The sequence below is a fragment of the Pseudarcicella hirudinis genome, assembly GCF_900115665.1.
Taxonomy (GTDB): Bacteria; Bacteroidota; Bacteroidia; order Cytophagales; family Spirosomataceae; genus Pseudarcicella; species Pseudarcicella hirudinis.
Genome location: NZ_FOXH01000021.1, coordinates 30,456 through 55,006, shown reverse-complemented (window position 1 = coordinate 55,006; position 24,551 = coordinate 30,456). Strand labels below are relative to the sequence as shown.

The window sequence follows — 24,551 nt, the reverse complement described above, 5'->3', positions numbered from 1 at the left end:
AGATTCTATCATTAAGATATAAAAAGACATTCTACCAAAGATGAAACATATTTTTCTATTGATATTCAGTTTGTTGGTTTTTGGGAAAAATGTAATAGCCCAAAGTATAAGTACCAACAACGGATTTAACAGGGTTATTACCAGAATACCAAGGGTCTCAACCTCTAATCCTTATCAGGAAGAAACGGCCGTATCAACCAGTATACAATATTCTGATGGATCCGGGCGAGTGCTACAAACCGTAAATTATAAAAATAGTCCGAATCATAATGACGTGATTTCGGGAATAATATTTGATGTTTTAGGACGTCAGGAAAGGACTTTTTTGCCATATCCTGCAAATGCAGCCAACGGTTCTTTTCAATCGAATCCTGAAGCAGATGTGAAATTTGCATATGGAGATCAGGCTCCCTTTACAAAGATCGAATTTGATGCTGCCGGTCGACAATCAGCATTATATGGATCCGGGAATGTCTGGCAGAGTAATGGGAAGAAGGTATCTGAAAATATAGAAGTAATAGGTTCGTTAGACTTTTATTATACCGATGAAGAAACAAATGCCAATGTGATTTCCAAGTCAACCTATGGTGGTGGTATCATTACCAAGAAAACCACTACAAATGAAGACGGAAAACAAGTAATTGAGTATATCAACAAAGAAGGCCTGTCAATTCGTAAAGAAACGATGGGACTGGTAACGCATTTTGTTTATGATCCTTTAGACAGACTTGTTTGTATAATTCCGCCTAAAATGAATCCGGGGAATGGATTCAATATTGATGCTCAGACAGAATTGGTTTTTGCCTCCCGGTATGATAATCAGGGGAGAGTAGTAGCCTCTCTGACCCCAGGAGGTGGTTGGACGGAAATGGTTTATAACAGGCTGGGGCATTTGGTAATGAGCAGAAACCCCCGGCATGCTGCCAATACACAATGGTTAGTCATTAAAAAGGATGTATTAGGCAGAGATGTCTTAAAAGCTGTACTCGGTAATAATGAAACCAGACAAACCTGGCAGGATCGATTGGATAATGAATCAGGAGAAATTTATGAGACCAGAGGAGGTAGTCTGGAAGGTTTTACGAATCGGACCTTACCTCTGCTGAACAGCAGCGATTTAATGCTAATTAATTATTATGATGATTACAATTGGGGTGTTCCTGCTGGTTATGATTGTTCAATAGGGGGGCAATATCTGAACGATTACGGTCAGAAGAAACTTATAGGAATGCTTACGGGGTCTAAGACTAGGCTTCTGGATGGTGGTACGAAGCCCTGGCTTGAGGCTGCTCTTTATTATAATAACCTAGGACAACTTATCCAAACTAATAGTAAAAATCGCTTTGGTCAGATGAATACTACTAACAATGAGTATTTATTCTCCGGAGAAATTACTAAGGAAACTACGACTTATAGAAAGTCTGGTCAGTCAGACTTGACGGTTATTAATAGCTATGAATACGATCATGCCGGACGTAAAACCAAATATAAGCAACAGGTAACGGGAAATCAGGAAATTACTCTTGCGGAATACGTCTATGATAACCTAAATAGGCTAGTTACAAAGAAAATTCAACCAGGAATTTATAATGGAGGATCTTCTACTAATTATCCGGCTAATTTAACCCGTACCAGCTCCTTTCAGAATCAGACAGACATTGCTACCACAGAGGTTTTATTGCAGGCTAATTTTGATGGATTTGCAAATTATGATGCTTATATAGGAACTAATCAAAACGGTGGAGGACAAACCAATGCGCTTCAGACAGTTGACTATACCTATGATATCAGGGGTAATGTCAGAACTATTAATGGAGGAGCCAGTTCATTAGACGCCTCTCAGAATGACCTATTTGGTATGCAGTATACCCGTCACGAAGATGGGGTATATTATGCTGGAAATCTTCGTAAGCAAGAATGGATTTCGAAAAGCCGTAATAATAACAGAAGTTTTACTTATAATTATGATGGGCAGAATCGTCTGTCAAATGCTTCTTATTCAGGTGTTTTCCCTGAAAATTATACACTTGAAAATGTCAGCTATGACTTAAATGGGAATATTACTGCTCTAAAACGTTATGGAATGAACAGTGGTACCCCGACTGCACCCGGAGGTTTTGGAGTCATTGACAATCTTAATTATCAGTATAATAATGGAGGGAATAAACTTCAGTATGTATCAGATGCAGAAGCTAATAATAAACCTGTAGAAGTCCAGGATTTTAAGGATAGAAATACAGGAGCCAATGATTATGATTATAATGCAGATGGTAGTATTAGTGCAGATCGTAACAGAGAGATTACTTCTATTACTTATAACTACCTTGGTTTGGCTGAGCGGTTGGTTCTCACGGGTGGCAGAGAGATTCAAAATGTATATGATGCATCGGGAGTAAGACTATATAAAATTGTTAAAAATAATGGCGTCGAAAAACGATTTGATTATGTAGGAGATGTAATTTACGTGAATCAATCGCCTTATAGTATAGCGACTGATGAAGGTAGATTATTAAAGGATCAAAGCGGTCAATTTGGTGTTTATGAATATCAATATCATGATTTACAAGGAAATTTACGGATAGCTTATCGTCAACAGGGACAGACCATAAGCAGTTTCAGTAGTTTTGAGCCAAAAGAACAGGCTGATCAGACAAGCCTTAAAGTTGAAAACGCAGAACCTTATCTATCAACACAGACTGCTTATTCAGGACAATATTCAGCTAAAGTATGGGGAGGAGACGGCCCTTCTAAAACAGTAGCTTTGCAGGCAGGTGAAACAATTAATATAAAAGTTTTTGCCCGTTATGAACTGGAAAAACAAAAAAAGAAACGTAAATTGTGGTTACCTGTATTGTGGTTTGGGAAGGAGAAAATAAATGATAAAGGAAAGGAGCTGAACCAGGCCGGAAATGGAGGAGAAGAGCAATGGATGGTTAAAGGTGGTTTGGCAGTACCAGTTAATCTTGGAACAAAGACTGTCGAAAAAGGAGAAAGGCCGGCAGGATATTTGCGTTTGCAGATACTGGATAGTGCCGGAAGAGTGACTGAAACAAGGAATGTGCCAGTAACAGCAGAAGCAAAAGATGACTGGCAGGAATTGAACCTGAATTTTAAGGCTGCAAGTAATGTTAATGTTAAAATACTATTGGGTAATGGAAATGATGTTCCGGTTCATTTTGATAACCTGACCATTACTCAGGAACCTGCAATCATAGTACAGGAAAACCATTATGATCCCTGGGGGATAGAGTTGGTGGGCATTGAAACAGTAAATGCCAGTAATTCTGCTGATAACTTTCTGTTCCAGGGCAAAGAGCGTGAGTATAATTTTGGATTATATTCAGATTCTTTTGGTTGGCGTGATTATGATCCTTCCCTTGGTATTTGGCATACTCAGGATCCTGCGGGGCAGTTTAGTTCGCCCTATGTTGGAATGGGGAATATGCCAAATATGGGAACAGATCCAGACGGACGTATTTTTGGAATAGATGATGTGCTTGTCAGCAGTATTATTATCGGTGCACTAATCAGTGCAGCAACTTATACAGCTAGCGTAGCTTTAAGTAACGGAGGCTTTAATAATTGGAATTGGGGGAGTTTCTTATTGAGTACTACTGCCGGAGCATTAGGTGGCGCAACAAGTTTTGGTATAGGTGAAGCTTTTAATGGACTAACAGGCTTGGGTAATGGTTTGTTGCAGACAGGTGCTCACGCACTTACAGGTGGAGTACAAAGTGGTATTTTGGGTGGTAATGTTTGGGATGGAGCTATTGGTGGTGCTTTTGGGTCAAGTGCTGGTTTTGGTATGAAGACATTGGGACTAAATGGTTCATTAGGTGGAGGATTATTTATAGGAGGTCTCACAGGTGGAGTTGGGGCTTCACTATCTGGAGGAGATTTTTGGCAAGGAGCTGCTTATGGAGCCTTTGCAGCTGGATTGAATCATGGATTACATACTTTACAGGATAGACCTTCATTTGCGAAGCTAATGAAGAATTGGCCCCAAAATGGGAATGGAGGAGAAATGTCAGCTCATGACGTGTTTGAAATGATAGGAGGGGATGTGTTAGAGGCGACAGGTGGTGAAGGTAATGCTTGTGCTACTAGATTTAGTTATGCCATGAATAAATCGGGATATAAAATACCAAAATTAACACCTAGCAAAGATGATCCAGATTATTATAGAACCTTAAAAGGAAAAAATGGAGACAATTACATAGTTAATGCAGAATTTGCAGATGTCTATGTGCGCAGAATTTGGAATGCTCCAGATAAAACCCCTAACCATTTAGGAGAATTAGTTGATGATACAGGATTGTATATAATGAGACCTGTAAATACAAAAGATTTTGGCGCAAGCGGTCATGTTACTCTTTTAAATAATGGAATCCCTTTCGGAGGAATAAGCCATAGCTATTCTAGATATGCAGCCTTTATACATTTTTGGAAATTAAAATAGTAATTAATAATGAAAAAGAAAATAATGTGGATAGTACTCTTGACTTTACCGATGTCATCATTGATTGCTCAAAGCGGTGAAATTAGTAAAATGAAAGAAGATTCTATTGTTAATTTTAAAGAAGAAAGTAATCTATTATTAAAGGATTATTTTTTATATCATTGCCTTAATTATGGGCTTAAAAATAATGGAGATCATATTTTAGATAAAGACCAATCTATTAAATTTTATCAGTCTTGGTTAAAAATAATAGTTTTTGAAAATGATTTTCCAGACCTTAAAGAATATGCTTTAAAAACAGGAGGAGATGTTAAATTTTCTCTTAAATCATCTAAATATCATGTAAAAACAAGCCTTTTAGGACATTGTTTGAATGCCTACCGAGGGGAAACACTAGATTCAGCTGTTATTAAAATTACAGATCGACTTTTCAAGAAGGCTTATAAACAGTCTTATGAGAATGATAGAAAGAAGAAAAAATAACTAACTATCCCCCCTCTGTCCGTAGTCTTTTTGACTACGGATGATTTATGGTGCGGAGTGTCTTTGACACGGTAAAAATAAGAGATGTCTTAAACTCAAACTATAGTTAAGTGTTATTAAGTTTATTAATAGAATATTATCTGCATTATTAGTTGTAGATAATAATCTTTATTTTTTGTTTGGAGATGAAAAGTTTTTAATAACAGAATATCATCGAGTATTACTTGAGGAGCAAAGTAATCTTGAAAGCAAGTTTAGTCTTATCAATAGAGATGATGTGCAGGTGAAATTTTTATGTTCAAAACTAAGCACTAAATTGAATGTTTCACCATTTGAATACATTGATGAAGATGATTTTAAATGGGATGATTTTATCTCAAAAACTGTACATTATGAAGTACGAAAAAGAAATTTTGTAAGTAACGTAATGGAATGTCGCTAAGTCTGATAGCGCACAATATTAGACAAAAAGTATTATTTGTGGATCGGAAAAGCCTGAAATTATAGAGTTTAAAAAGACAAGTCATCAATAAACCGGAAATGGGGACATTAGGAATTTCTCTGACTGGTGTTCTCTACTGCTGATTTATATGAATAAATCAATGATCTGTTTAACTTTTCAGCATAAAATGCCTTTAACGACCTCTAAAGAGATAATCTGATTTATCTATAGTATGGTTATTTTTTAATAATAACGACCATTTATTCACATGAAAAAACATTTCTATTTACTATTATTTGTCCTATTCATCATTTCTTGTAAGAAATCGGAAGAACCAGCCCCCTCAAATATCTTGACTCCTCCGGATTGGGTTCAGGGAAGTTGGACCTATCATGGTAATCAAACTCAACAAGAACTAAAAACAGTACTTACTTCGGACAATATTGTTGCAACTTTGTTTGGAGATACGGAAAATCTGAAGACTTTTCCGGGTAAAATATTAGATGGTTATGGTTACACCTTATCCGAGCCTACTAAAACTGCAACAATGTACGAAGCAAGGGTAACTTTTCTGGGACAAAAAGATCAGGATTTGCTTTTTTATAGATGGACAAAACTTGATGCTACACACGTATTGTTTTACAGAAAAGCAGGCAGGAGCTTTTTTGAAGTTACCTTAGATAAGGATTAATTCCATATTTGTCTCAATTATACCTTGAGAGAATACATGTCGGATTGTTTGTGAAAAATATTTCGCACTCATAATGTTGTAGCTAAACGGGTGATATTAAGATGGATTGATAATTCTGTATAATCTTATTGAAAACAATAATTATAATAAACAAATGAGAAAGCTATATTTTGTACTTGGGTTAGTATTAGTTCTATTTTCTTTAAAGACTAACGCACAAATTTGTACAACTGCGCCTAGCACATCAACCTCTGGAAATGACACAGAGGGCTATACCTACAGTTTTAATATTACACAGGCAGGTTCATATACTTTTAAGATTACCTATGCTTCCGGAGAATCAAATCCTACAGGTAAGATTATAGTAGATTCTGATGCCGCCATACAATTTACATTAAGCAATACTGCATCCTGGACTCCCTCAGTAGAGGCTACAATTAGTGGCGTTACCAAGACATTGAGTGTAGGAACTCACTCAGTTAGAATAACAGGAGCTACTGGGGTAAGTGCTTCTGCCTTTTCTCATAATAAATTATGTGCGGTTTCATCAGGTACCAGCTCGAGCCTCAGTGTAAGTCCGGGTACTATAAGCCCTCCGGCTAGCGGAGCGGGGAGTTATACGATTACTGTTAGCTCTAATGTCACCTGGACTGTAAGTACAAATAGTAACACATGGTTTTCTGTAAGTACCACAAGTGGGAGTAATAATGGAAGTTTTAATATTACCGTTCAGGATAATACATCTGCAACTTCCAGATCCGGTACTGTTACAGTTACTGGTGGGTCAGGAGCTGGTTCTCAGAATATTACTGTTTCTCAGGCCGGAGCTTCTGGTGGTGGCGGAACAGGAACTGTGAATGGGGCTAATTTAGGAGAATATGTTGGTGTTAACGCCAGTAATACGGGCCAATCACTGGCAGGTATTTCAAGTTTCAATTTAGCAGTTAATGGTAAAGTGTTGGCTAATGAAGTCAGGGTGAGAACAGGATGGGCAGATTTTGTTTTTGATAAGAATTATACCCTTAAGAATCTTTCTCAGGTTGAACAATATATTAAAGTTCATAAACATTTACCTGAAATACCGTCTGCGTCAGAAGTTGATGAAAAAGGGATTTCAGTAGGAGAAATGAATGCTAAACTTTTGCAGAAAATTGAAGAATTAACACTTTATATTATTCAACAGGAAAAGGATATAAAAGCTTTGGAGAAGAAATATCGAAATAGTAAGCAGAAATAAAAGATAAAAGCAAGATTTTAGATAAAGGATTGTCCATTTAGAAATTGTAAAGGGGTTATCTATAATAGCTCAATTATTAAGTAAAGCTAAAGAAAATGAAGAAACTACTATACCTGCTTATTTTTACTGTTTTCTATGATGTACAGGGGTTTTCTCAGGTAAATAATATAGATTATAGTCTTAGTTTAAAAGAGGCGTTGAAAAACCCTGAAGAAATCACACGCCTGAAATTAAAGCCGGATGATATTAAACTTTTCCTGAAAAAGAAGGAGCAATTTAAAAATCTGAAATCCTTAGATCTGAGCAATTGTAATCTGAACAGTATTCCAGAGGGGATAACAAATCTTCCTGTACTCAAAGAGCTGAATCTGGCTAATAACCAGATTACTGATATTACGACTCTGAATATAGGAATGTTAGATTCATTATCTTCATTAAACTTATCAAACAATAAGCTTACAACTATTCCTGGTAATTTACTGAATGCGTTTAGAGAAAAAGATTTGTATTTAAAGGATAATCAAATACCGAATCTCTCTTTCGGAGAAAAAGAATTAAGTCAGTTACCCGTTTATACGGATCTGAAAGAAGCATATAAAAATCCCGGGAAGGTATATCGGTTGGCATTGTCTAACCTTACTGAAATGCCTAAGGATTTAGATAAATTTAAGAACCTTCAGGACCTTTCTTTAAGTAATGGCTATCTGAAAGAATTACCAGCACAAATAGGCGAACTAAAATCATTACAAAAACTGAGTTTAGCTAATAATCAACTTACAGCTTTACCCGCTTCTATTGGAAAACTTTCACAATTAAAAGAACTTAATAGTAGTTTAAATCCTTTGAAACAATTGCCTTCAGAAATAGGGGATTTAAAACAGCTAAAAGTGTTGGAGTTGCATGCCTGCAATTTAAAAGAAATACCTGCAAGTATCGGGCAACTCGAAGCACTTAAGAGTCTCCGGTTAAGTGAAAATCTTATTGGGGATTTACCTGAAAGCTTCGGGAACTTATTGAATTTGAAAAGCCTTACTCTGGCAAGAAACCAACTTTCAACCTTACCTGAAAGTATTGGAGGATTAAAAAAATTAGAAAATTTTACTCTTGGTAATAATCAGCTAAAAGAGCTTGGTAAAGGATTTGGTGATTTAAAAAATTTAAGAGGCTTAGATTTATCTTCAAATCAGCTTAGTAAATTGCCGGTAGAGTTTGGAAATCTAACTGAATTAAAGAATCTGGAATTACCGGACAACAAGCTTCAAAAATTACCAGAATCCCTAGGGAATTTAAAGAATCTTCAAAACCTTAATCTTCAGGCCAATAGTTTAACAAAATTACCTGAGAGTTTAGGAAGGATGGAGTCCTTGAAGGATTTAAAACTTTGGAATAATAAACTAGATGTTTTACCCGAGAGTATTGGAAAGTTGAAAAATCTTCACTCTTTAGAATTGCTTGAAAATCCAATCAAAGGCTTACCTGACAGTTTTTCCAATTTACAAAACCTTCGAAGTTTTCAGTTCGACACTAAGTTTCTGGATAAAATAGGAATAGCGAAATTGCAGGATAATTTAAAAGGAACACTATTGCCTTCAGGCCAGACAAGAGCACTTATTAAATCATTTGGATTGTAACAGATCATGAGGTTGTATTCTTATAACTTTATATTATTTTTTTTATTATTCTTTTCTCAGGTGTGTAATGCTAAACACATTATGGGGGGAGATATTACAATGAAGCATTTAGGAGCGAAAGGAACCTATGAGTTTACGCTAACTGCATTTATTGATAATACTGAAGCACAGAACAGTGAATTTGAATCTCTCATTTATTTAAGAGTTTATCGAAAATCTGACGGGACTTTTTTATTGAGTGTGCCTCTTGATTTAAAGGTTATTAAAGGATTGACTTATGCTAATGAAGCTTGTCAGCGAATGTATAATTTTAATGCTTCCGAATTCAGATATATTGGTCAGGGTGTAATGCCAGACAGTTTTAATGAAGATGGAGGTTATGTGTTTATGTGGGAGCGTTGTTGCAGAAATAATGCAACCAATAACATAAAGATTACAAGTAGTTTATTCGTGGGAATGTTGTTCTATTTAGAAACTAAACCTTTTTTTGATAAAGATGGTAATGAATTTATAAATAGTACACCTGACTTTAAAACACCCAACGGAGATTTTATCTGTATCGGAGATTCTTTTAAAATGAATATGGGTGCCATTGATCCTGATGGAGATGAATTACGTTATTCTCTGGTAACACCGTATCGTGGATTTTCATCCGAACAAATGCCATATGGAAGTATTTATACTTTGATCGACTTTGATAATATTCCTCTTATTGACTGGCAACCAGGATTCTCTGCTTCCACTGCAATTCCAGGTCCGCAACCTTTAAACATAAATATCAGTACAGGAGAAATAAAAGTAACTACTAATCAAAGAGGCTTTTTTGTATTCTCTGTTTTGGTAGAAGAATATCGGAAAGGAGAAAAAATCAGTTCAGCCCGACGGGACTTTCAACTGGCTGTAATAGATTGCCTGAATGAGAAACCTCAAAACCCTGAAATTACCTATCTTAATCAACCTTTACACGATTTGGCCGGATGCCCGGGTACAACTTATGATTTAGGAATTACTCCTCCTGATCCAACACTTAATTATCAGTGGCGTTTAAATGGTGATAATATTTCCGGAGCTAATACTTCGAGTTTCAGAGCAGAAAATACTGGGATCTATACAGTTGTAGCCACATTTAAAAATAAATGTGCCAAAAGGGCATTGTCCGCAGAAAGTAAAATATCAGATGCTATTTTACCTGTTATCAAAATATCTCCCAAACCTCTTGCCTTTTGTGAGGGGAAAAATATTCAGATTTCAGTAAAAGATAGTATAGGAAATACTTATGAATGGCTACATAACAATCAATTGCTTGTTAACCAAACAAGTTCAAATCTTGTAGTAAGTACTCCGGGAGATTATGAAGTCCATGTACATGATGCAAGATATAATTGTTTGAGAAAGGATGTTTCGCAGGTAATAATGTATGAGAATCCCCGGCTTTCTATTACCTCATCTTCGCTGGAAGTCTGTAAAGAAGATGAGGTAATTCTCGGATCTGCCTTATTGAGTCCACCGACGAAATCCGATACTTATCAGTGGTATCTTAATAATCAGGTACTTGCCAATGAAAGAAGTGAGAAAATTACATATCAAAAGAAGGGGCGATTTGGAGTAGAAGTAACAGATGTCAATGGGTGTAAATCTACCCGACAGGAGATAGATATTGCTGAAAGGCCAAGTCCAACTGTTGACTTTGATCAGCCTGAGGTTATTTGTGGTATAAATGCTGATCGGGTTAAATTAAATGGAAATCCTCAGGGTGGAACTTTTATAGGAGCTGGTGTTTTCAACGATTATTTTGTTCCATCAATAGCTGGCGCAGGTAGTCATCCTGTAACTTATAAAGTAAAAGGTAATAATGGGTGTTTTGGTACAAAGGATAGAGAAATTGTTGTAGATAAGGAGATCGTGCTTGATTTACCAAAAAGATTTTTAGCCACTAAGGATAGGCCTTTTAAATTAAGTAACAAAGCGAATAGGGGTGATTTATCTTTTTATTGGTATCCAGGTACAGGTCTTGATAATGATAAAATACAGATTCCGGAAGCTACCCTAAGTATCGGACAAATCTATTTATTAAAAGTAACCTCGCCTTTAGGATGTATTATAAATGATACTACGAAAGTTTATGTTTCGACTGTACTTTATCTGCCGGATGCGTTTACTCCCAATGATGATCATATTAATGATTCATGGGAAATAACCAATATCGACATATTTCCGGATGCTGAGATAACGATCTTTGATCGTTGGGGTGAAACCATATTCTATTCCCATGGTTATGCAAAGGCATGGGATGGAACTTATAACGGCTTAAGAGTACCAGTTGGAGCCTATGTATATCAGATTATAACTTCCGATAATATTTATCGCGGGAATCTTTCTGTGATTTATTGAAGACGTTAATTCTCTTTTGTTACTTTGCCTTATACTCGGAAAATCAAGCTTGTGTAGAAACTATATTTGTTCCTAAAGTTCGATAATTGAGCAATTTGAATTTTTAATGATATATCTATCCTAGCTAAGCTAACTTTTTGCAACTATATTTTCCTTCTAAAATAATCACTTTTTCATTTTCTCTATAATCTCATTCAAGAAAAGCTAAGAATATAAAACTTTACTTAGGAGTACATTTTATTCTGTTCATAAAGGTTACTTTAATACGATAGACATGTGAGTAAGAAGGACTTAAAGAGTGATGATATGGCTTTTTGTATATCAGATTGTTGGTTAGAGTATTGTCGGTAGTTAGAGAATCATAAATTTATCTCATTTCCTTTTCTGCTCTCAAAAAGCAAAAACAGAAATGCCTGAACTAGGATGAAAGACATCCTAACCAAGCTTGTCCAATTCCTCCTGAATTCCTTGTTTTTCAGTTTGTGTTTTGGCTAAAGAATGAGCTTTATGCAAATAGCGTTTTACTTTTTCATAGTCAACGTTTTTGTAAAGCTCCGCCAGTAATATGAAGTAGAAATGATTGTTTTCTAATTTTAACTTTTCTGCTTCGATCACAGCGACTTCTCTTCCATTGGCTTTGTACAGGGCAAAAGTTCTGTTAAGAGCCACAACCGGAGAATAGTTTATCAGTAATAACTGATTATACAATTGCAGTATTTCTTCCCACTTAGCCGGAGTATCTTCTTTCTGGCAATGTCCGTAAGCAATTTTTGCTTCGAGATGATACGAACTGATTTCATTTCCTTGAGCAGAAAGGTTGAGAAAATATAAACCTTGATTAATGAGAGCTTTATCCCATAATTCAGTATTTTGATGTTCATACAGAATTACCGTATTTTCCACTGTTTGTCTGGCACTGAAACGGGAAGCATGGAAACACATAAGTGCCATTAATGCATTCGTTTTAGGAAGGTTTGTTCTTCCATATTCTGTCAGCATCAAAGCCAGTCTCATGGCTTCTATACATAAATCTTTTCGCAGAATCTGATTTTGAGTTTTAGAATAATATCCTTCACTGAAAAGCAGATAAATAACATGCAGTACATTGTCGAGCCGATTCGCTATCTCATTTTCTGAGGGAAGTTCCAGTTGTACTTTTTCTGTTCTCAGCTTTTCTTTAGCCCTGAAAAGTCTCTTGTTAATAGTCTCTTTGTTTGACAAAAATGCTTCGGCTATTTCATCAATTCCGAAACCACAAAGAATTCGGAGTGCTAACCCGATCTGGGCCTCACTGGCAATTGCGGGTGTACATATCGCAAAAAGCATTTGCAATTGGCTATCCTTAATATTTTCATCGGAAAAATTCAGTATTTGTGCCTCCTGGTCTTTTTCCTGCATTATTGTTAATTCCGGGATTATTTTGGTTTCCAGAATTTTGTTTCTTCTGAAATAATACAGCGTTTTCTGTCTGGCAACGGCATAGAGCCATGCCGTAGGATGCTGAGGAAGCCCCTTTGTTTCCCAGGTTTCAGTTGCCTGTAAAAAGGTCTCACTGACAATGTCTTCAGCTATTTCAATGTGCTGTAGTCCAAATGATTTGCTGATAACAGCAACCATTTTAGAAAACTCCTGCTGGAATAAATGTTTTAGAGATTCTTTTTCCATAAGTTATAGTAGAACCCACCCTTACAATAGAGTGGGTTTTATGCTGTGATATCATTTTATCCGAAAAGCGGACGGATTTCAACACTGCCATCCGCATCTATTGCCGGACAACCATGCGCTAAGGTAGTAGCGTCTTCCAGACTGTCGGCTTTTACCAGAATAAAACTGCCTAACATTTCTCTGATTTCCACGAAAGGACCGTCTGTAATTACACCGCCGGCTTTTAATACTTTGCCTTCCAATGCCAGACGAGGACCATGGCTGACTAATTTACCTTGTGCTGCGATACCTCCGACCCAGTCCTGCCATTTTTTACCGATTGCCTGCATTTCTTCACGTGAGGTGTTGGTATAATCATAATTTGGTTGTCTGAATAATAACATGAAATCTTTCATTGTATGTTTGTTTAATGATGGTTGAATGTAAAAATTACCTTATTTTTTTCCTAAAGTTTTATGCAAATTTCCTTAAACAGCATACTCGCCTGCTTTGTAGGAGCCAGCTGTTGTCCGGAATGCAATATTGATTCTATTGTAACTATTGATGGTAATAACAGCAAGTGTCAGATCAATTAATTCTTCTTCGGAAAATTGATTGATGGCTTCTCTGTATATTTCGTCCGGGACGTTACCTTCTTTGATGCTGGTAACAGCTTCGGCCCATGCCAGAGCAGCACGTTCACGCCCGGTGTAAAACGACGCTTCACGCCAGGCATTCAAAACATGCAGACGTTGTTCTGTTTCTCCTTTCGCACGCAAATCTTTTGAGTGCATATCAAGGCAATAAGCACATCCGTTAATTTGGGAGACCCTGAAATAAATCAGGTTTAAAAGGGGCTGTTCAATAGACGATTTTGCCAGATATATTCCTAAACCGTACATTGCTTTTAAGGCTCCCTGGCCTTTTTCGAAAGCATTAATTCTTTGTCTCATTTTGTTTAATTGTTTTACTTAATGATTGAATTACACCTCAATAATGATCGAAGAAAGAGAAATTGGACAGCACCGGAATTTTTTTTTCAGAAAATTTATAATTCTCACAGGAAATGGTCTGATAAAAGTGATAATGGATTAATCAGAGGTGAAAAATTATGGAGGTGTCAGAATGTATTTCGGGTAATAATGTGCTTATTTGCAGGTAAAATGTTTAATTAGCTGAACCAAACACTTGTTATAACACACCCTTATACCTTCGGTAAAATGAAAAAAATAATCTTACTGCTTTCTTTCTCTGTATATTTTCTCTTTTCATGCAAAACCTCTCAGACTACCTCTGTTAAAAAAGCTGAAAATACGGTCAATATTACTTTGTTACAGCTAAATGATGTCTATGAAATTGCTCCGCTGGAAGGGGGGAAAACAGGAGGTATGGCCAGGGTTGCAACGATTAAGAAGGAACTGCTTCAGGAAAACCCGAATACGCTTACGGTTCTTTCAGGAGATTTTCTGAATCCTTCGCTTATAGGAACTTTTAAATATGAAGGAAAGGGCATTAAAGGCAGGCAAATGGTAGAAGTTATGAATGCCATTGGTTTTGACTGGGTAGGACTGGGAAATCATGAATTTGATATAGACGAAGCCGATTTACAGAAAAGAATTAACGAGTCTCAGTTCAACTGGCTGGCTTCTAATGTTTTGCATAATAAGAATGGTACTTTGTCACCTTTTGCTAAAAACCTCAGCGGTGAAGAGAAACCTTTTCCTAAAACCACTCTTCTTACCTTCAGAAATGCTACCGGAAAGGAAGTGAAAATGGGAATGTTTTCGATCGTATTGCCTTCAAACAAGAAAGATTTCGTGTGGTATGATGACTTTTTCGAATCCTCAAAAAAGGCTTATGAAATGCTGAAACCTCAGTGCGATTTTGTGATAGCCATAACACATATCAATAAGGCAGATGATGCCAGGTTAGCTGAGATGTTACCGGAAGTAAAATTGCTTTTGGGCGGGCACGACCACGATCATATGATTCAGAAAGTAGGGAATACTATTATCGCAAAGGCAGATGCCAATGCCAAAACGGTATATATTCATCGCCTTTCCTTTAATACACAAACCAAAGAACTTGAAATTAACAGTGAACTCCGTAAAGTTACCGCCGGGATCAAAGAAGATGAAACTGTTGCGGTGGTGGTTAAGAAATGGGAAGATATTCTGGATAATGCTTTAAAACAGGCCGGAATGGATAAAGATGACGTGGTGACAGAAATTGAAACGCCTTTAGACGGGCGTGAAAGTACGATGAGAAACGGACATACAAACCTGGGTGACCTCATTGCCAGGGCAATGACTGCGGCAGCAGTTAAACCTGTTGACTGCAGCATTTTTAATAGCGGTTCGGTTCGGATTGATGACCAGCTTGTCGGAAAAATAACTCAGCTGGATATTATGCGCATATTGCCTTTTGGCGGAAAAATTGTTGAAGTTGGCATGAAAGGCAGGTTATTGGAAAGAATTCTTGAGACAGGATTACAAAATAAAGGAAACGGCGGATTTCTGCAATGGGATAAAATCTCCTATAAAGAAGCAGGTAAGCAATGGTTTATTGACGGAAAACTGCTGGACGTAAATCAGGATTATAAGGTAATGATGCCTAAGTTTTTGATTGAAGGTAAGGAAACTAATTTCGGCTACCTCACTGCTCAGAATCCGGATGTACAGGGACTGGTTGAGTCGGAAGAAAAAGATTCCGGCGATTTAAGAAATGACATCAGAAAAGTTTTGATAGCCTATCTTAAGAAAAAATAAATTTGAAATACAAAAAAATGTCCTTGCCCGGATTTATAAATTCAGGCAGGGACATTTTGTGAAATCTCCTCTCAAACCCCGTATCGTTCTTTTAGTAAATTCATCATATGTACATTAATGTCCCATTGATTCGCTACAGGCATTTGGGTATAGGGCAATTTAGGCATATAATCAGCCGGACCGAATTCTGTGGTAATGGTAAGAACTGTGTCATTTTTCTGATGAATCCGAACAATTTGATCCCACCAGTTAAGGTGCGTCTGCAAAACTTCCGCCCATTCCGGTGCACGGGGATCATTAACCTGGGGACCTTCAGGATGCCCTATTCTGCTATGAATATGATCAGTATGGCTGATTGCCAGACCCACTGCTGCCTGCTGGTCGGCGAGCAGTGACTCATGAACATTACACCAATGAGAGATATCTAAGGTAATGCGCAAGTCCGGTATATTATGCAGATAATTTTGCGTAATATGTGCAGCAAAAAGGCTTTTCCCTCTATGAGTTTCATGGATAATCTTAATGCCTGATTCCTCTGAAAGTTGGGCCGCAAGGTCAAAAAGCTTTTTGTTTTGTTCAAAACTAAAGTAATCTTTCCCCGTTTGACAATTGATAAAAACCGGTTTGGCCTCTATCAGGTTTCTGAGGTATTTTTCATAATTTCCGGCATGCTCTTCCAGGTCGGACTCAAACGACTGCCAATACTGACCGATCAGTTCGAGGTCATGTTTTTGCAAAGTTTCGAGAATGGCCTGTTTTTCTGAGGATTCAAAAGGTAAGTCCATTTCAACCCCATTATAGCCGGCCGATTTTACATTCTGACAGAAACTATCGAAAGACAGCGTATTCCCCCAATGAGGAGCATAAAATTTAATATTCATGCGCTAAAATTATAGGAAACCGATCATTTTTCCATTACTCAGAATGAATTTAATTTCTTTCCGGAGCAGGGGGAAATCCCGGAAATATACCCCCGGTGAATTTCATCGGGGGTATCAGACCTTTACTTAAAAAAGCGGATAGTCTAAAGGTTCCGGAGCCAGTTTCTGGTTCAATAGCGCTTCAATTTCAGGAATAATAGCTAACTCAACTTCTCCGTCAGCCTTTTTCAGACTGTTTAAGGCTTCCTGTTTTTGTTTGATCCATTCCGGGGAAAGCGTTTCGTTTGTTTTGAGTTTAGCAAGTATTTCCAGTCCGATTTGGGCTGCTTCATATAAGTTTTTAGCATGTACTGCCACTTCATTACCCATAGCATGGCGATTAATTAAGGCTTCAAGATGCGGATAATTTTCCTTCCATTGTGCGAGTTGCTCCTGAAGGATTTGCAAAGCGTTTGCCTCTTTATGGTTAAGATAATTACCTATCGTTCTCCGGAAAGATCTTTTTATTTCAGAATCTACAAAAACAATGTCAGAAACCCTTGTTAGGGGAGCTGTTTGATAGGTATGACTCAATGGAGCCGTCATTTTCGCAAATAATTTCTTGTAGCCTTTAATAGGAGTCAACACATCTGTAAGAGTTTTAAGCGGAATAATATCTTCCCCACCGGTCAGACGACGTAGACCTCTTTCATAATTACTCCGATGCTGTAAACCGATTTCATCCAATTGGTTGCTTACTGAAAATAATCTCAGATAAAGATCTTCAGAATCTTTGACAGAAGATGGTGACCAGAGTCTTTCTGCAATGGCAGCAGTTCTTGGCCAGGCACGGGTTTCCATATTGTCTTTATCTACTGCTTCTGCCCACAAAGCTGCTTCTCCGCCAAGAATATTTGAAGGAGCTGAAGATGGTATTAAACCATTATTGTAATGTACTGATGCCGGCATGAAAAGATCAAGATAAAAACCTTTTGAAATAATGACAGGATTGCCTTGTTTAATCGCTTTTCTCAGATAAGAGGAATCGCTCCAAACCTGTACAATTACGTTTTTCGATAAATCTTTGGATAATAATTCTTCCCAGCCAGCAGTTTGTTTATGGTGTTTTTGTAAAATCTGACTGACTCTTTTTACAAAATATGCCTGGAGCGCATGTGTATCTTCCAATTTATTTTTCTTCATGAAAGCAACGATTTCCGGGTTATTTTTCCAGGAAACACCATTGTTTTCATCCGCACCAATATGAAGGTACGGTGCAGGGAACAGATTGGCCATTTCCCCGATAAATTTATCAAGGAAAGTATAAGTAGATTCTTTTGAAGGATCAAACGCCGGTGTCGGAGTGGTTTGGATTAATGTCATAATATCCATTAATCCCAGTTTTTTTCCGGATCTTTTAAAACGCGGCCCCGGTTCATAAGGCCCCGGAGCACTGGCAAGCTGAGGATAAGCTGCCAGAAAGCCTGTGGTATGTCCGGGCATATCAAACTCCGGTACAACAATGATACCTCTTTGTCTGGCATAAGCCACTAGTTCCCTGATCTGAGCTTGCGTATAATACTCACCGTATGATCCTTTTTTATGCAGTTCCGGAAATATTTTGGATTCGACCCTGAAACCTTCATCATCTGAAAGATGCAAATGCAGGATATTCATTTTTACAGCTGCCATGGCATCAATATTTCTTTTGACAACATCCAGTGGAATAAAATGTCTGGCTACATCAATCATTAAGCCACGCCAGACAAAACGCGGAGCATCTTCAATAGTAAGCTGCGGTAAAGAGAATCCTGAAGCATTGCTTTGCAGCAATTGCAAAAAGGTTTCCAGACCTCTCAATGCTCCGGTTGTCGTAACAGCATTCAGACTGATGTCTTTTCCGGTAATTTTCAGCTGATAGGATTCATCCTGATTAAGTGTCACAGAAGCTTTCTGCTTAACCCGAATGATAAATGTGCTGTTGTCACTACTGTCTTTATACGTAATCCGCTGTTGTTCGAAATAAAGATTTGTGCGACGGTTTAAGGTTTGAAAAGCCCTGTTAACTGCCTGGTATAAAATACTGTCTGTCTGATTCGCTTTCACCGATACTTTGAAGTCTGATTTCAACGTGAAAGTTCCTCCTTGCAGGGAAATGCTTTTAGGAACAGGCAAAAGGGTAATTTCAGGATTAGTCTGGGCATGCAGCGTAACAGCACTGCTTAGCACAAACAGCGTGAATATGATTTTTTTCATAGGAAGAAATTATGTTTTGTTTTCGTTAAATGTCGTTAAGTTTTTATGGTTATTTATTTCAATCAGACCCTTTTCTGTGCAGATACCTCTCAGGTATACACCAAGCGTGTTTTCAGCTAACTCAAATACTGAGACATTAAATTTATCAAAAGTGTTTGTCCTGGTTAAAGAACGATATAAAAGTCCGAGTGTTTCCAGTATTACAGTTGTTGAAATCTCTGAACGGATATAATGCTGATTCTTTCCCTTCTCAATGATATTAACCATAAAATGCTGAGCTTCCTGTGCACCGCTACGCATTACGTTATCCTGTAAATCCGGATAATAGTGATTGAGGTCGTAGTAAAACACAGGATTTACTTTGAAATCGAGTTCTATGCCTTTGATATGGAGTTGAAAAAGGAGGAGGAGCGGACTGGAATAATTCATCTCAAGGTCTTTCATTTTCAGAAACATGCCGCTGTAATGAAGTATCAGGCATTCTTCCAATAAGGCTTCTTTATTGGCAAAATGTTTATAGACGGTCTTTGTAGAAAGTCCTAAAGGGTGGATAATCTGCTGAATTGTCATTTTTCTGATTCCATGAATCAGAAATTGCTGCAATGAACTACTGACAATATTCTCTCTCATAAAATAAAGCATGGAAAATATTTTCACATTTAAATTTTCCATGCCTCAAAGGTAGTGGAAAATATTTCATCTCAAAAATTTTCCATATTTATTTTATCAGCTAAAAGTCAATTGCTTAGCTTTAGGTGATTGGGTTAAACTAAGTTTTGCAAACAGATTTTTAATCGTACAAAAGAAAATCTCTGACACGGTCATTCCAGTCAGAAACATCAGTAAACTTTTTAATCTCTTGCCTGAACTGTTCCGGATTTTGTTCAAATACCTTCCTGACATAATCCTGACCCATTAATAAATCGAAATGACCACTCCCTGTTTTATTGACATTGGTGGGGTATGCTGCCCATTGGAAATTTTCAGGATACATTTCCCGGATCACTGCCATGATTGTCAGACCGGTTTCAACAGGCCTGAAGGTTTGATAATCAGTAATGAACAATTCGACTCCTTCACAGCGCTGATTTTCATATTCTCCTTCTGCCGGAATAAATGTTACGGGCTGAACGGCAAGACCGTTGAGAGATAATGTTTTAATTGCTTCTGCCAGCTTTCCGGCCTGCATCCAGGGTGCTCCGATACATTTGAAGGGTGAATTTGTACCTCTTCCTTCCGAAATGTTAATGCCTTCAAACAGACAGGTTCCGGGATAGATTAAAGCAGTTTCAGCATTTGAAATAGCAGGAGAGGTTGGAACAAAAGTAACATTTAATTCATGGTAAAACTGCGCTCTTTTCCAGCCTTTTACTGGAATAATGGTCAGATCTGCATCGATGAATTTAGTTGCTTTCCAGAACAAGGCCAGTTCTCCGACGGTCAGACTATGTCTTATCGGAATATTCCATCTGCCTATAAATGAACTGAATCGTTCTTCATCGAGCATCGGACCCTCGCTTAGAGTCAGATTACCGCTAATGGGATTCGGGCGATCAAGGATGATTAAGGGAAGATTGGCCTCGGCACAACTTTCCATGACATATGAGAGTGTCCAGATATAAGTATAAAAGCGGCTTCCGATATCGGGCAGGTCAAAGAGTAATACGTCGAGGGTTTGGAGAAGGCCAATATCCGGTTTTATCTGTTGCCCGTAAATACTTATAACAGGCAGATTTGTTAAAGGATCAGTACTGTCTGGCATGGAGGCTCCGTCTTTTCCCGTAGCCTCCAAACCATGTTCGGGAGAAAACAATAAAACCAATCCTATTCCTGCTTCTGCCAAAGCTTTTCGACCAGGTTGTAAATTACTGGTTTTTGCGGCATCATTGGTGATTAACCCCACTTTTTTTCCCGCTAACTTTTCCGGGGACGCTATTAACTGATCAATTCCGAATTGTAAAATCATGCTGCAATAAAATATAATGAGGGCAAAATTGCAATTTAGAAAGTTTGTGAGAAGAACAATACTATTAATTCCTCAGAATTTTATCGTATAACCACCCTTTTCGGACAATCGGGAAATTTGTGTTTTAGAATTAAACCAAAATGATATAAAGATCATCTAAATTTTTTAGAATCTGGAAGTGTCTGATTCTGAGGTTTCAACAGGAAAAATATTGTATTTTAACCTGAAATTTTCTAACTAGTCTTTATATTAACAGGGCTTTATTTAGCCTTGAGAATCACCTTATTTTACTACATTATTTAAATTTACTACATATGAAAAGCTCAAAAACCTTTATGCTCGGTTCTTTATTGTTTATTTCAATGACAGGCCTGGCTCAATTTCCTAAATCTATTGCTGTACCCGCAACTGATCAAAAGGCAGAAAGTACTGCAGACTCAACCTCGATGCTGCTGGACAAGGCCATCAGCGCAAATACTTCAGGTGATAAGGCCGCCACTGTTCAGGCATTGTCAAAAAGTGTAGAATCTCTTGACAAAACTGCTTCAGGCGGAACCGGAGATTTTAAATCCAAGCTACTCGGGCAAGTCAGCAATCTGAAAAGTCTGATTCCGCTTGCGCAAAGCGGGGCCTTATCAGGAGGCGTTTTGCAAAAAGCAGTCGGATTAGTGAAAATGGCTTTGGGTGCTAATCAAATCAGTTCTCTGCTGGGAGGAAATAGCTTATTAGGCAAGGCTGCTGCATTAACCGGGAACCTTAATTTGATTAAAGGAGGCTTATCATTAATCGGAGATAACAGTGCTTCTGCCGGAGCAGGTTCGTTAATCAGTACAGCTTTAAGTAATGTGAGCCTTCTGAATACAGGAGGTGCCACTGCAGAACCAGCGGTAAGGAGTTCATTAGGAGGGGTGTTGAATATGGCAAAAGGGCTTTTATAAGATTTGCGGAAATGGAGTAAGAGCAAATGTGAAGGTTCAGACAGGTCAGGGGAGAATTGAGTTTTCAGATTTTGTGATAATATTGCGTCAGGTCAAATTATACCTGATTGTCGTAAATCATTTTTATAATAACTCCGCTCAGATATGCACTGTTTAAAATCTGTTTCCTTATTATGCTTGCAGATATTTCTGTTTGTAAGTTTAGATATTTTTGCCCAGGAAGCTCCATTTCCGGTTTTAAAGCATTATGATAAAGATCATCTTCTCAATGTAGCTTTGCCGCTCGGAGGAATAGGTACAGGAACGGTATCTCTCGGAGGACGCGGAGAACTGCGTGACTGGGAAATCATGAATAAACCTGCAATTGGTTTTAGCGGGATAACCAAAGGAAATGATGCACCGTTTTTTGCAATTTATGTAAAGGAAAACCATAAAAAACCGGTAACGAAAGCTCTCATGGGGCCTGCATACCCTACTGAATATAACCATTATGAAGGAAGACCTGTCAATCATCATGGATTTCCCCGGTTTGCAGAAGCCAGTTTTGATGCGGCTTATCCTTTTGGAATGGTAAATCTTTCAGATGCTAATTTGCCTGTGAAAGTAAAAATCAAAGGCTTTAATCCATTTATACCTGGTAATGAAGATAAGAGCAGTCTTCCGGTTGCAGTATTGTACTATGAAGTGACAAATACCTCCAATCAGGCTGTTTCGGTTTCTGTTTGCGGAAATATGAGGAATTTTGTAGGGCAGAACGGAAGCAGAAATCATAAAGACTGGAAAGGAGATATTCTGTTTGATGGTGCGAAAAATAACCAGAACGTTTACCGTGAAAATGATGGAATAAAAGGCATTTTCATGTACTCAGACAGTATTAAAAAAAGTGATGAAGCATATGGTTCAATTGCTTTGGCTACCACAGAGAAGTCAGGAGTGAGTTTTAGACGCTCCTCCTTAGATAACAGCTGGTCGAAAGCCACTTTAGATTTGTGGGATGATTTTAGTGAAGATGGTGAACTTACCGACAAAGCCCGACTTTACGATAATGATCCGCTTGCGTCATTGGCGGTGAAAAAAACAATTGCTCCTCATTCAACACAGGTTTTCAGGTTCTTCATTACCTGGAACTTCCCGAATCGATACGCCTGGTCGAAAGAAGTTGTCGGCAATTATTACAGTAATCATTATACTGATGCCTGGGAAGCGGCACAGAAAATTATTCCGGAGATTCCTCAGCTTGAAAAACAAACCAGAACTTTTGTGAAGACTTTTCTGCAATCGAGTCTTCCGGTAGCGGTTAAAGAAGCTGCTTTATTTAATTTAAGCACCCTTCGCTCCCAAACTGTTTTTAGGGTGAAAAGTGGCCATTTGATGGCTTGGGAAGGTATTATGGACGAAATTGGCTCTTGTGAGGGATCGTGTACCCACGTTTGGAATTATGAGCAGGCCATTCCGTTCCTGTTTGGTAATTTGTCCAGAACTATGCGTGATGTAGAGTTTAATTATTCTACTGACAGTACCGGTTTAATGAGTTTCAGAACCAGGTTACCCTTAGGAAAAGCCAGGCCGACAGGTATGGCTGCTGCTGATGGGCAAATGGGCTGTATTATGAAGTTTTACCGGGATTGGAAGCTTTCCGGAGATGAAAAATTTCTGCAAAAGAACTGGACTCAGGTAAAAAAGGCATTGGCATTTGCCTGGATAAAAGGCGGATGGGATGCTGATGGGGATGGCGTAATGGATGGTTGTCAGCATAATACCATGGACGTTGAATACTATGGACCAAATCCTCAAATGGAATTCTGGTATTTGGGCGCACTTCGTGCAGGTCAGGAAATGGCCAGGTATTTACAGGATAAGACTTTTGAAGAAAAATGCGGAAGTTTGTTTAAATCAGGAAGTGAATGGACCGATCAGAACCTCTTTAATAAGGAATATTATATTCAGAAGATAATTCCACCTGCAGCAGATACTTATATTGCGAAAGGACTTATTGTAGGTATGGGCTCAGCCAATCTTTCTGAACCCATGTATCAGCTGGGAGAGGGCTGTCTGGTTGACCAGCTGGTCGGTCAGTATATGGCACATATTTGCGGACTGGGATATCTGGCAAAAAAAGAGAATATTCAGACTGCCCTTAAAACAATTATGAAATATAATTATGTGAGCGATTTTTCCCCGTTATTCAATAATATGCGGTCGTATGTAATGGGAAATGAATCCGGTTTAATTATGGCGAGCTGGCCAAAAGGACGTTTAAAGGTTCCTTTTCCATATTTTGCAGAAGTAATGACCGGATTTGAATATGTGGCTGCAACGGGAATGTTGTATGAAGGTCAGACAAAAAACGGATTAAAATGTATTGAATCGATACGTGACAGATTTGACGGACTTAAAAGGAATCCTTTTGATGAGCCGGAATGCGGAAGACATTACGGAAGAGCAATGGCAAGTTGGGCGGCTGTTTTGGCATTATCCGGATTTGAATATTCCGGCATCGATAATAGTATGACCTTCGATAACAAAGAAGGGACTTATTTCTGGAGTAATGGATACGCCTGGGGAAAATGCGATATTAAAGGAAAAGATATAACCTTGTCAGTTCTTTCCGGAGAACTGAAACTGAGCTCTTTTTCAATCAGGGGTCTTGGAACCAGAAAGCTGAATCCTCAGACTTTGTCTGCAAACAGTACTTTGAAAGTAAGATTTTAAAAAGCTGAAAACAGGGTCGTTCCGGGAAAATATTGGAGTTGCTATTTAAGTATGTATATTTGTATTTTGCAAA

General features: G+C 37.9%; 16 protein-coding genes. 9 read left to right on the top strand and 7 right to left on the bottom strand.

The genetic code is table 11. The features are described 5' to 3' along the window. The first annotated feature begins 40 nt into the window (after window positions 1–40). From BM179_RS23845 to BM179_RS23815, 6 genes are all read left to right on the top strand, one after another. Window positions 41–4,459 carry a T6SS effector amidase Tae4 family protein gene (locus tag BM179_RS23845; protein WP_092019691.1) on the top strand — a complete coding sequence of 1,473 codons (4,419 nt, stop codon included), beginning with the start codon at window positions 41–43 and terminating at the stop codon, window positions 4,457–4,459. A 9-nt stretch (window positions 4,460–4,468) separates the two neighbouring features. Next, window positions 4,469–4,942, top strand: a complete 474-nt coding sequence (locus BM179_RS23840; RefSeq protein ID WP_143095313.1) for a hypothetical protein — start codon at window positions 4,469–4,471, stop codon at window positions 4,940–4,942. 710 nt (window positions 4,943–5,652) lie between these two features. Then, on the top strand, window positions 5,653–6,075 hold the full coding sequence (locus tag BM179_RS23830) for a hypothetical protein (protein WP_092019688.1): 423 nt from the start codon (window positions 5,653–5,655) through the stop codon (window positions 6,073–6,075). Between the two features lie 154 nt (window positions 6,076–6,229). After that, the gene (locus tag BM179_RS23825; RefSeq protein ID WP_092019687.1) at window positions 6,230–7,312 is read left to right on the top strand and encodes a BACON domain-containing protein; all 1,083 of its coding nucleotides are present in this window, start codon (window positions 6,230–6,232) and stop codon (window positions 7,310–7,312) included. Between the two features lie 95 nt (window positions 7,313–7,407). Further along, on the top strand, window positions 7,408–8,943 hold the full coding sequence (locus BM179_RS23820) for a leucine-rich repeat domain-containing protein (RefSeq protein WP_092019686.1): 1,536 nt from the start codon (window positions 7,408–7,410) through the stop codon (window positions 8,941–8,943). A gap of 81 nt (window positions 8,944–9,024) precedes the next feature. Beyond that, on the top strand, window positions 9,025–11,334 hold the full coding sequence (locus BM179_RS23815; RefSeq protein ID WP_177219503.1) for a T9SS type B sorting domain-containing protein: 2,310 nt from the start codon (window positions 9,025–9,027) through the stop codon (window positions 11,332–11,334). A gap of 435 nt (window positions 11,335–11,769) precedes the next feature. Here BM179_RS23815 and BM179_RS23810 read toward each other — a convergent pair whose 3' ends face one another. From BM179_RS23810 to BM179_RS23800, 3 genes are all read right to left on the bottom strand, one after another. Next, window positions 11,770–12,999: an RNA polymerase sigma factor gene (locus BM179_RS23810; RefSeq protein WP_092019684.1), complete on the bottom strand. Its 1,230-nt coding sequence runs from the start codon at window positions 12,997–12,999 to the stop codon at window positions 11,770–11,772. Between the two features lie 56 nt (window positions 13,000–13,055). Then, complete coding sequence (locus tag BM179_RS23805; protein WP_092019683.1) at window positions 13,056–13,394, bottom strand: YciI family protein; 339 nt, start codon at window positions 13,392–13,394, stop codon at window positions 13,056–13,058. A 72-nt stretch (window positions 13,395–13,466) separates the two neighbouring features. Further along, on the bottom strand, window positions 13,467–13,931 hold the full coding sequence (locus BM179_RS23800) for a carboxymuconolactone decarboxylase family protein (protein ID WP_092019682.1): 465 nt from the start codon (window positions 13,929–13,931) through the stop codon (window positions 13,467–13,469). A 267-nt stretch (window positions 13,932–14,198) separates the two neighbouring features. On the opposite strand from BM179_RS23800, the gene BM179_RS23790 reads away from it, so the two are divergent. Continuing rightward, window positions 14,199–15,746 (top strand): bifunctional metallophosphatase/5'-nucleotidase, encoded by a 1,548-nt coding sequence (locus tag BM179_RS23790; protein WP_092019680.1) that lies wholly within the window; start codon window positions 14,199–14,201, stop codon window positions 15,744–15,746. Window positions 15,747–15,817: 71 nt separating this feature from the next. Here the strand turns inward: BM179_RS23790 and BM179_RS23785 are convergent, their stop codons facing one another. From BM179_RS23785 to BM179_RS23770, 4 genes are all read right to left on the bottom strand, one after another. Continuing rightward, window positions 15,818–16,627 carry a sugar phosphate isomerase/epimerase family protein gene (locus tag BM179_RS23785; RefSeq protein ID WP_092019679.1) on the bottom strand — a complete coding sequence of 270 codons (810 nt, stop codon included), beginning with the start codon at window positions 16,625–16,627 and terminating at the stop codon, window positions 15,818–15,820. Window positions 16,628–16,753: 126 nt separating this feature from the next. Further along, complete coding sequence (locus BM179_RS23780; protein WP_092019678.1) at window positions 16,754–18,862, bottom strand: beta-N-acetylhexosaminidase; 2,109 nt, start codon at window positions 18,860–18,862, stop codon at window positions 16,754–16,756. 9 nt (window positions 18,863–18,871) lie between these two features. Continuing rightward, entirely contained in the window at window positions 18,872–19,534 is a 663-nt protein-coding gene (locus BM179_RS23775) for a TetR/AcrR family transcriptional regulator (RefSeq protein ID WP_092019677.1), read from the bottom strand. 118 nt (window positions 19,535–19,652) lie between these two features. Beyond that, window positions 19,653–20,828 carry an exo-beta-N-acetylmuramidase NamZ family protein gene (locus BM179_RS23770; protein WP_092019676.1) on the bottom strand — a complete coding sequence of 392 codons (1,176 nt, stop codon included), beginning with the start codon at window positions 20,826–20,828 and terminating at the stop codon, window positions 19,653–19,655. A gap of 314 nt (window positions 20,829–21,142) precedes the next feature. Here BM179_RS23770 and BM179_RS23765 point away from each other — a divergent pair, with 314 nt between their 5' ends. Continuing rightward, window positions 21,143–21,766 (top strand): hypothetical protein, encoded by a 624-nt coding sequence (locus BM179_RS23765; RefSeq protein WP_092019675.1) that lies wholly within the window; start codon window positions 21,143–21,145, stop codon window positions 21,764–21,766. 144 nt (window positions 21,767–21,910) lie between these two features. Then, window positions 21,911–24,478 (top strand): GH116 family glycosyl-hydrolase, encoded by a 2,568-nt coding sequence (locus tag BM179_RS23760; protein WP_092019674.1) that lies wholly within the window; start codon window positions 21,911–21,913, stop codon window positions 24,476–24,478. The last annotated feature ends 73 nt before the right edge of the window (window positions 24,479–24,551 follow it).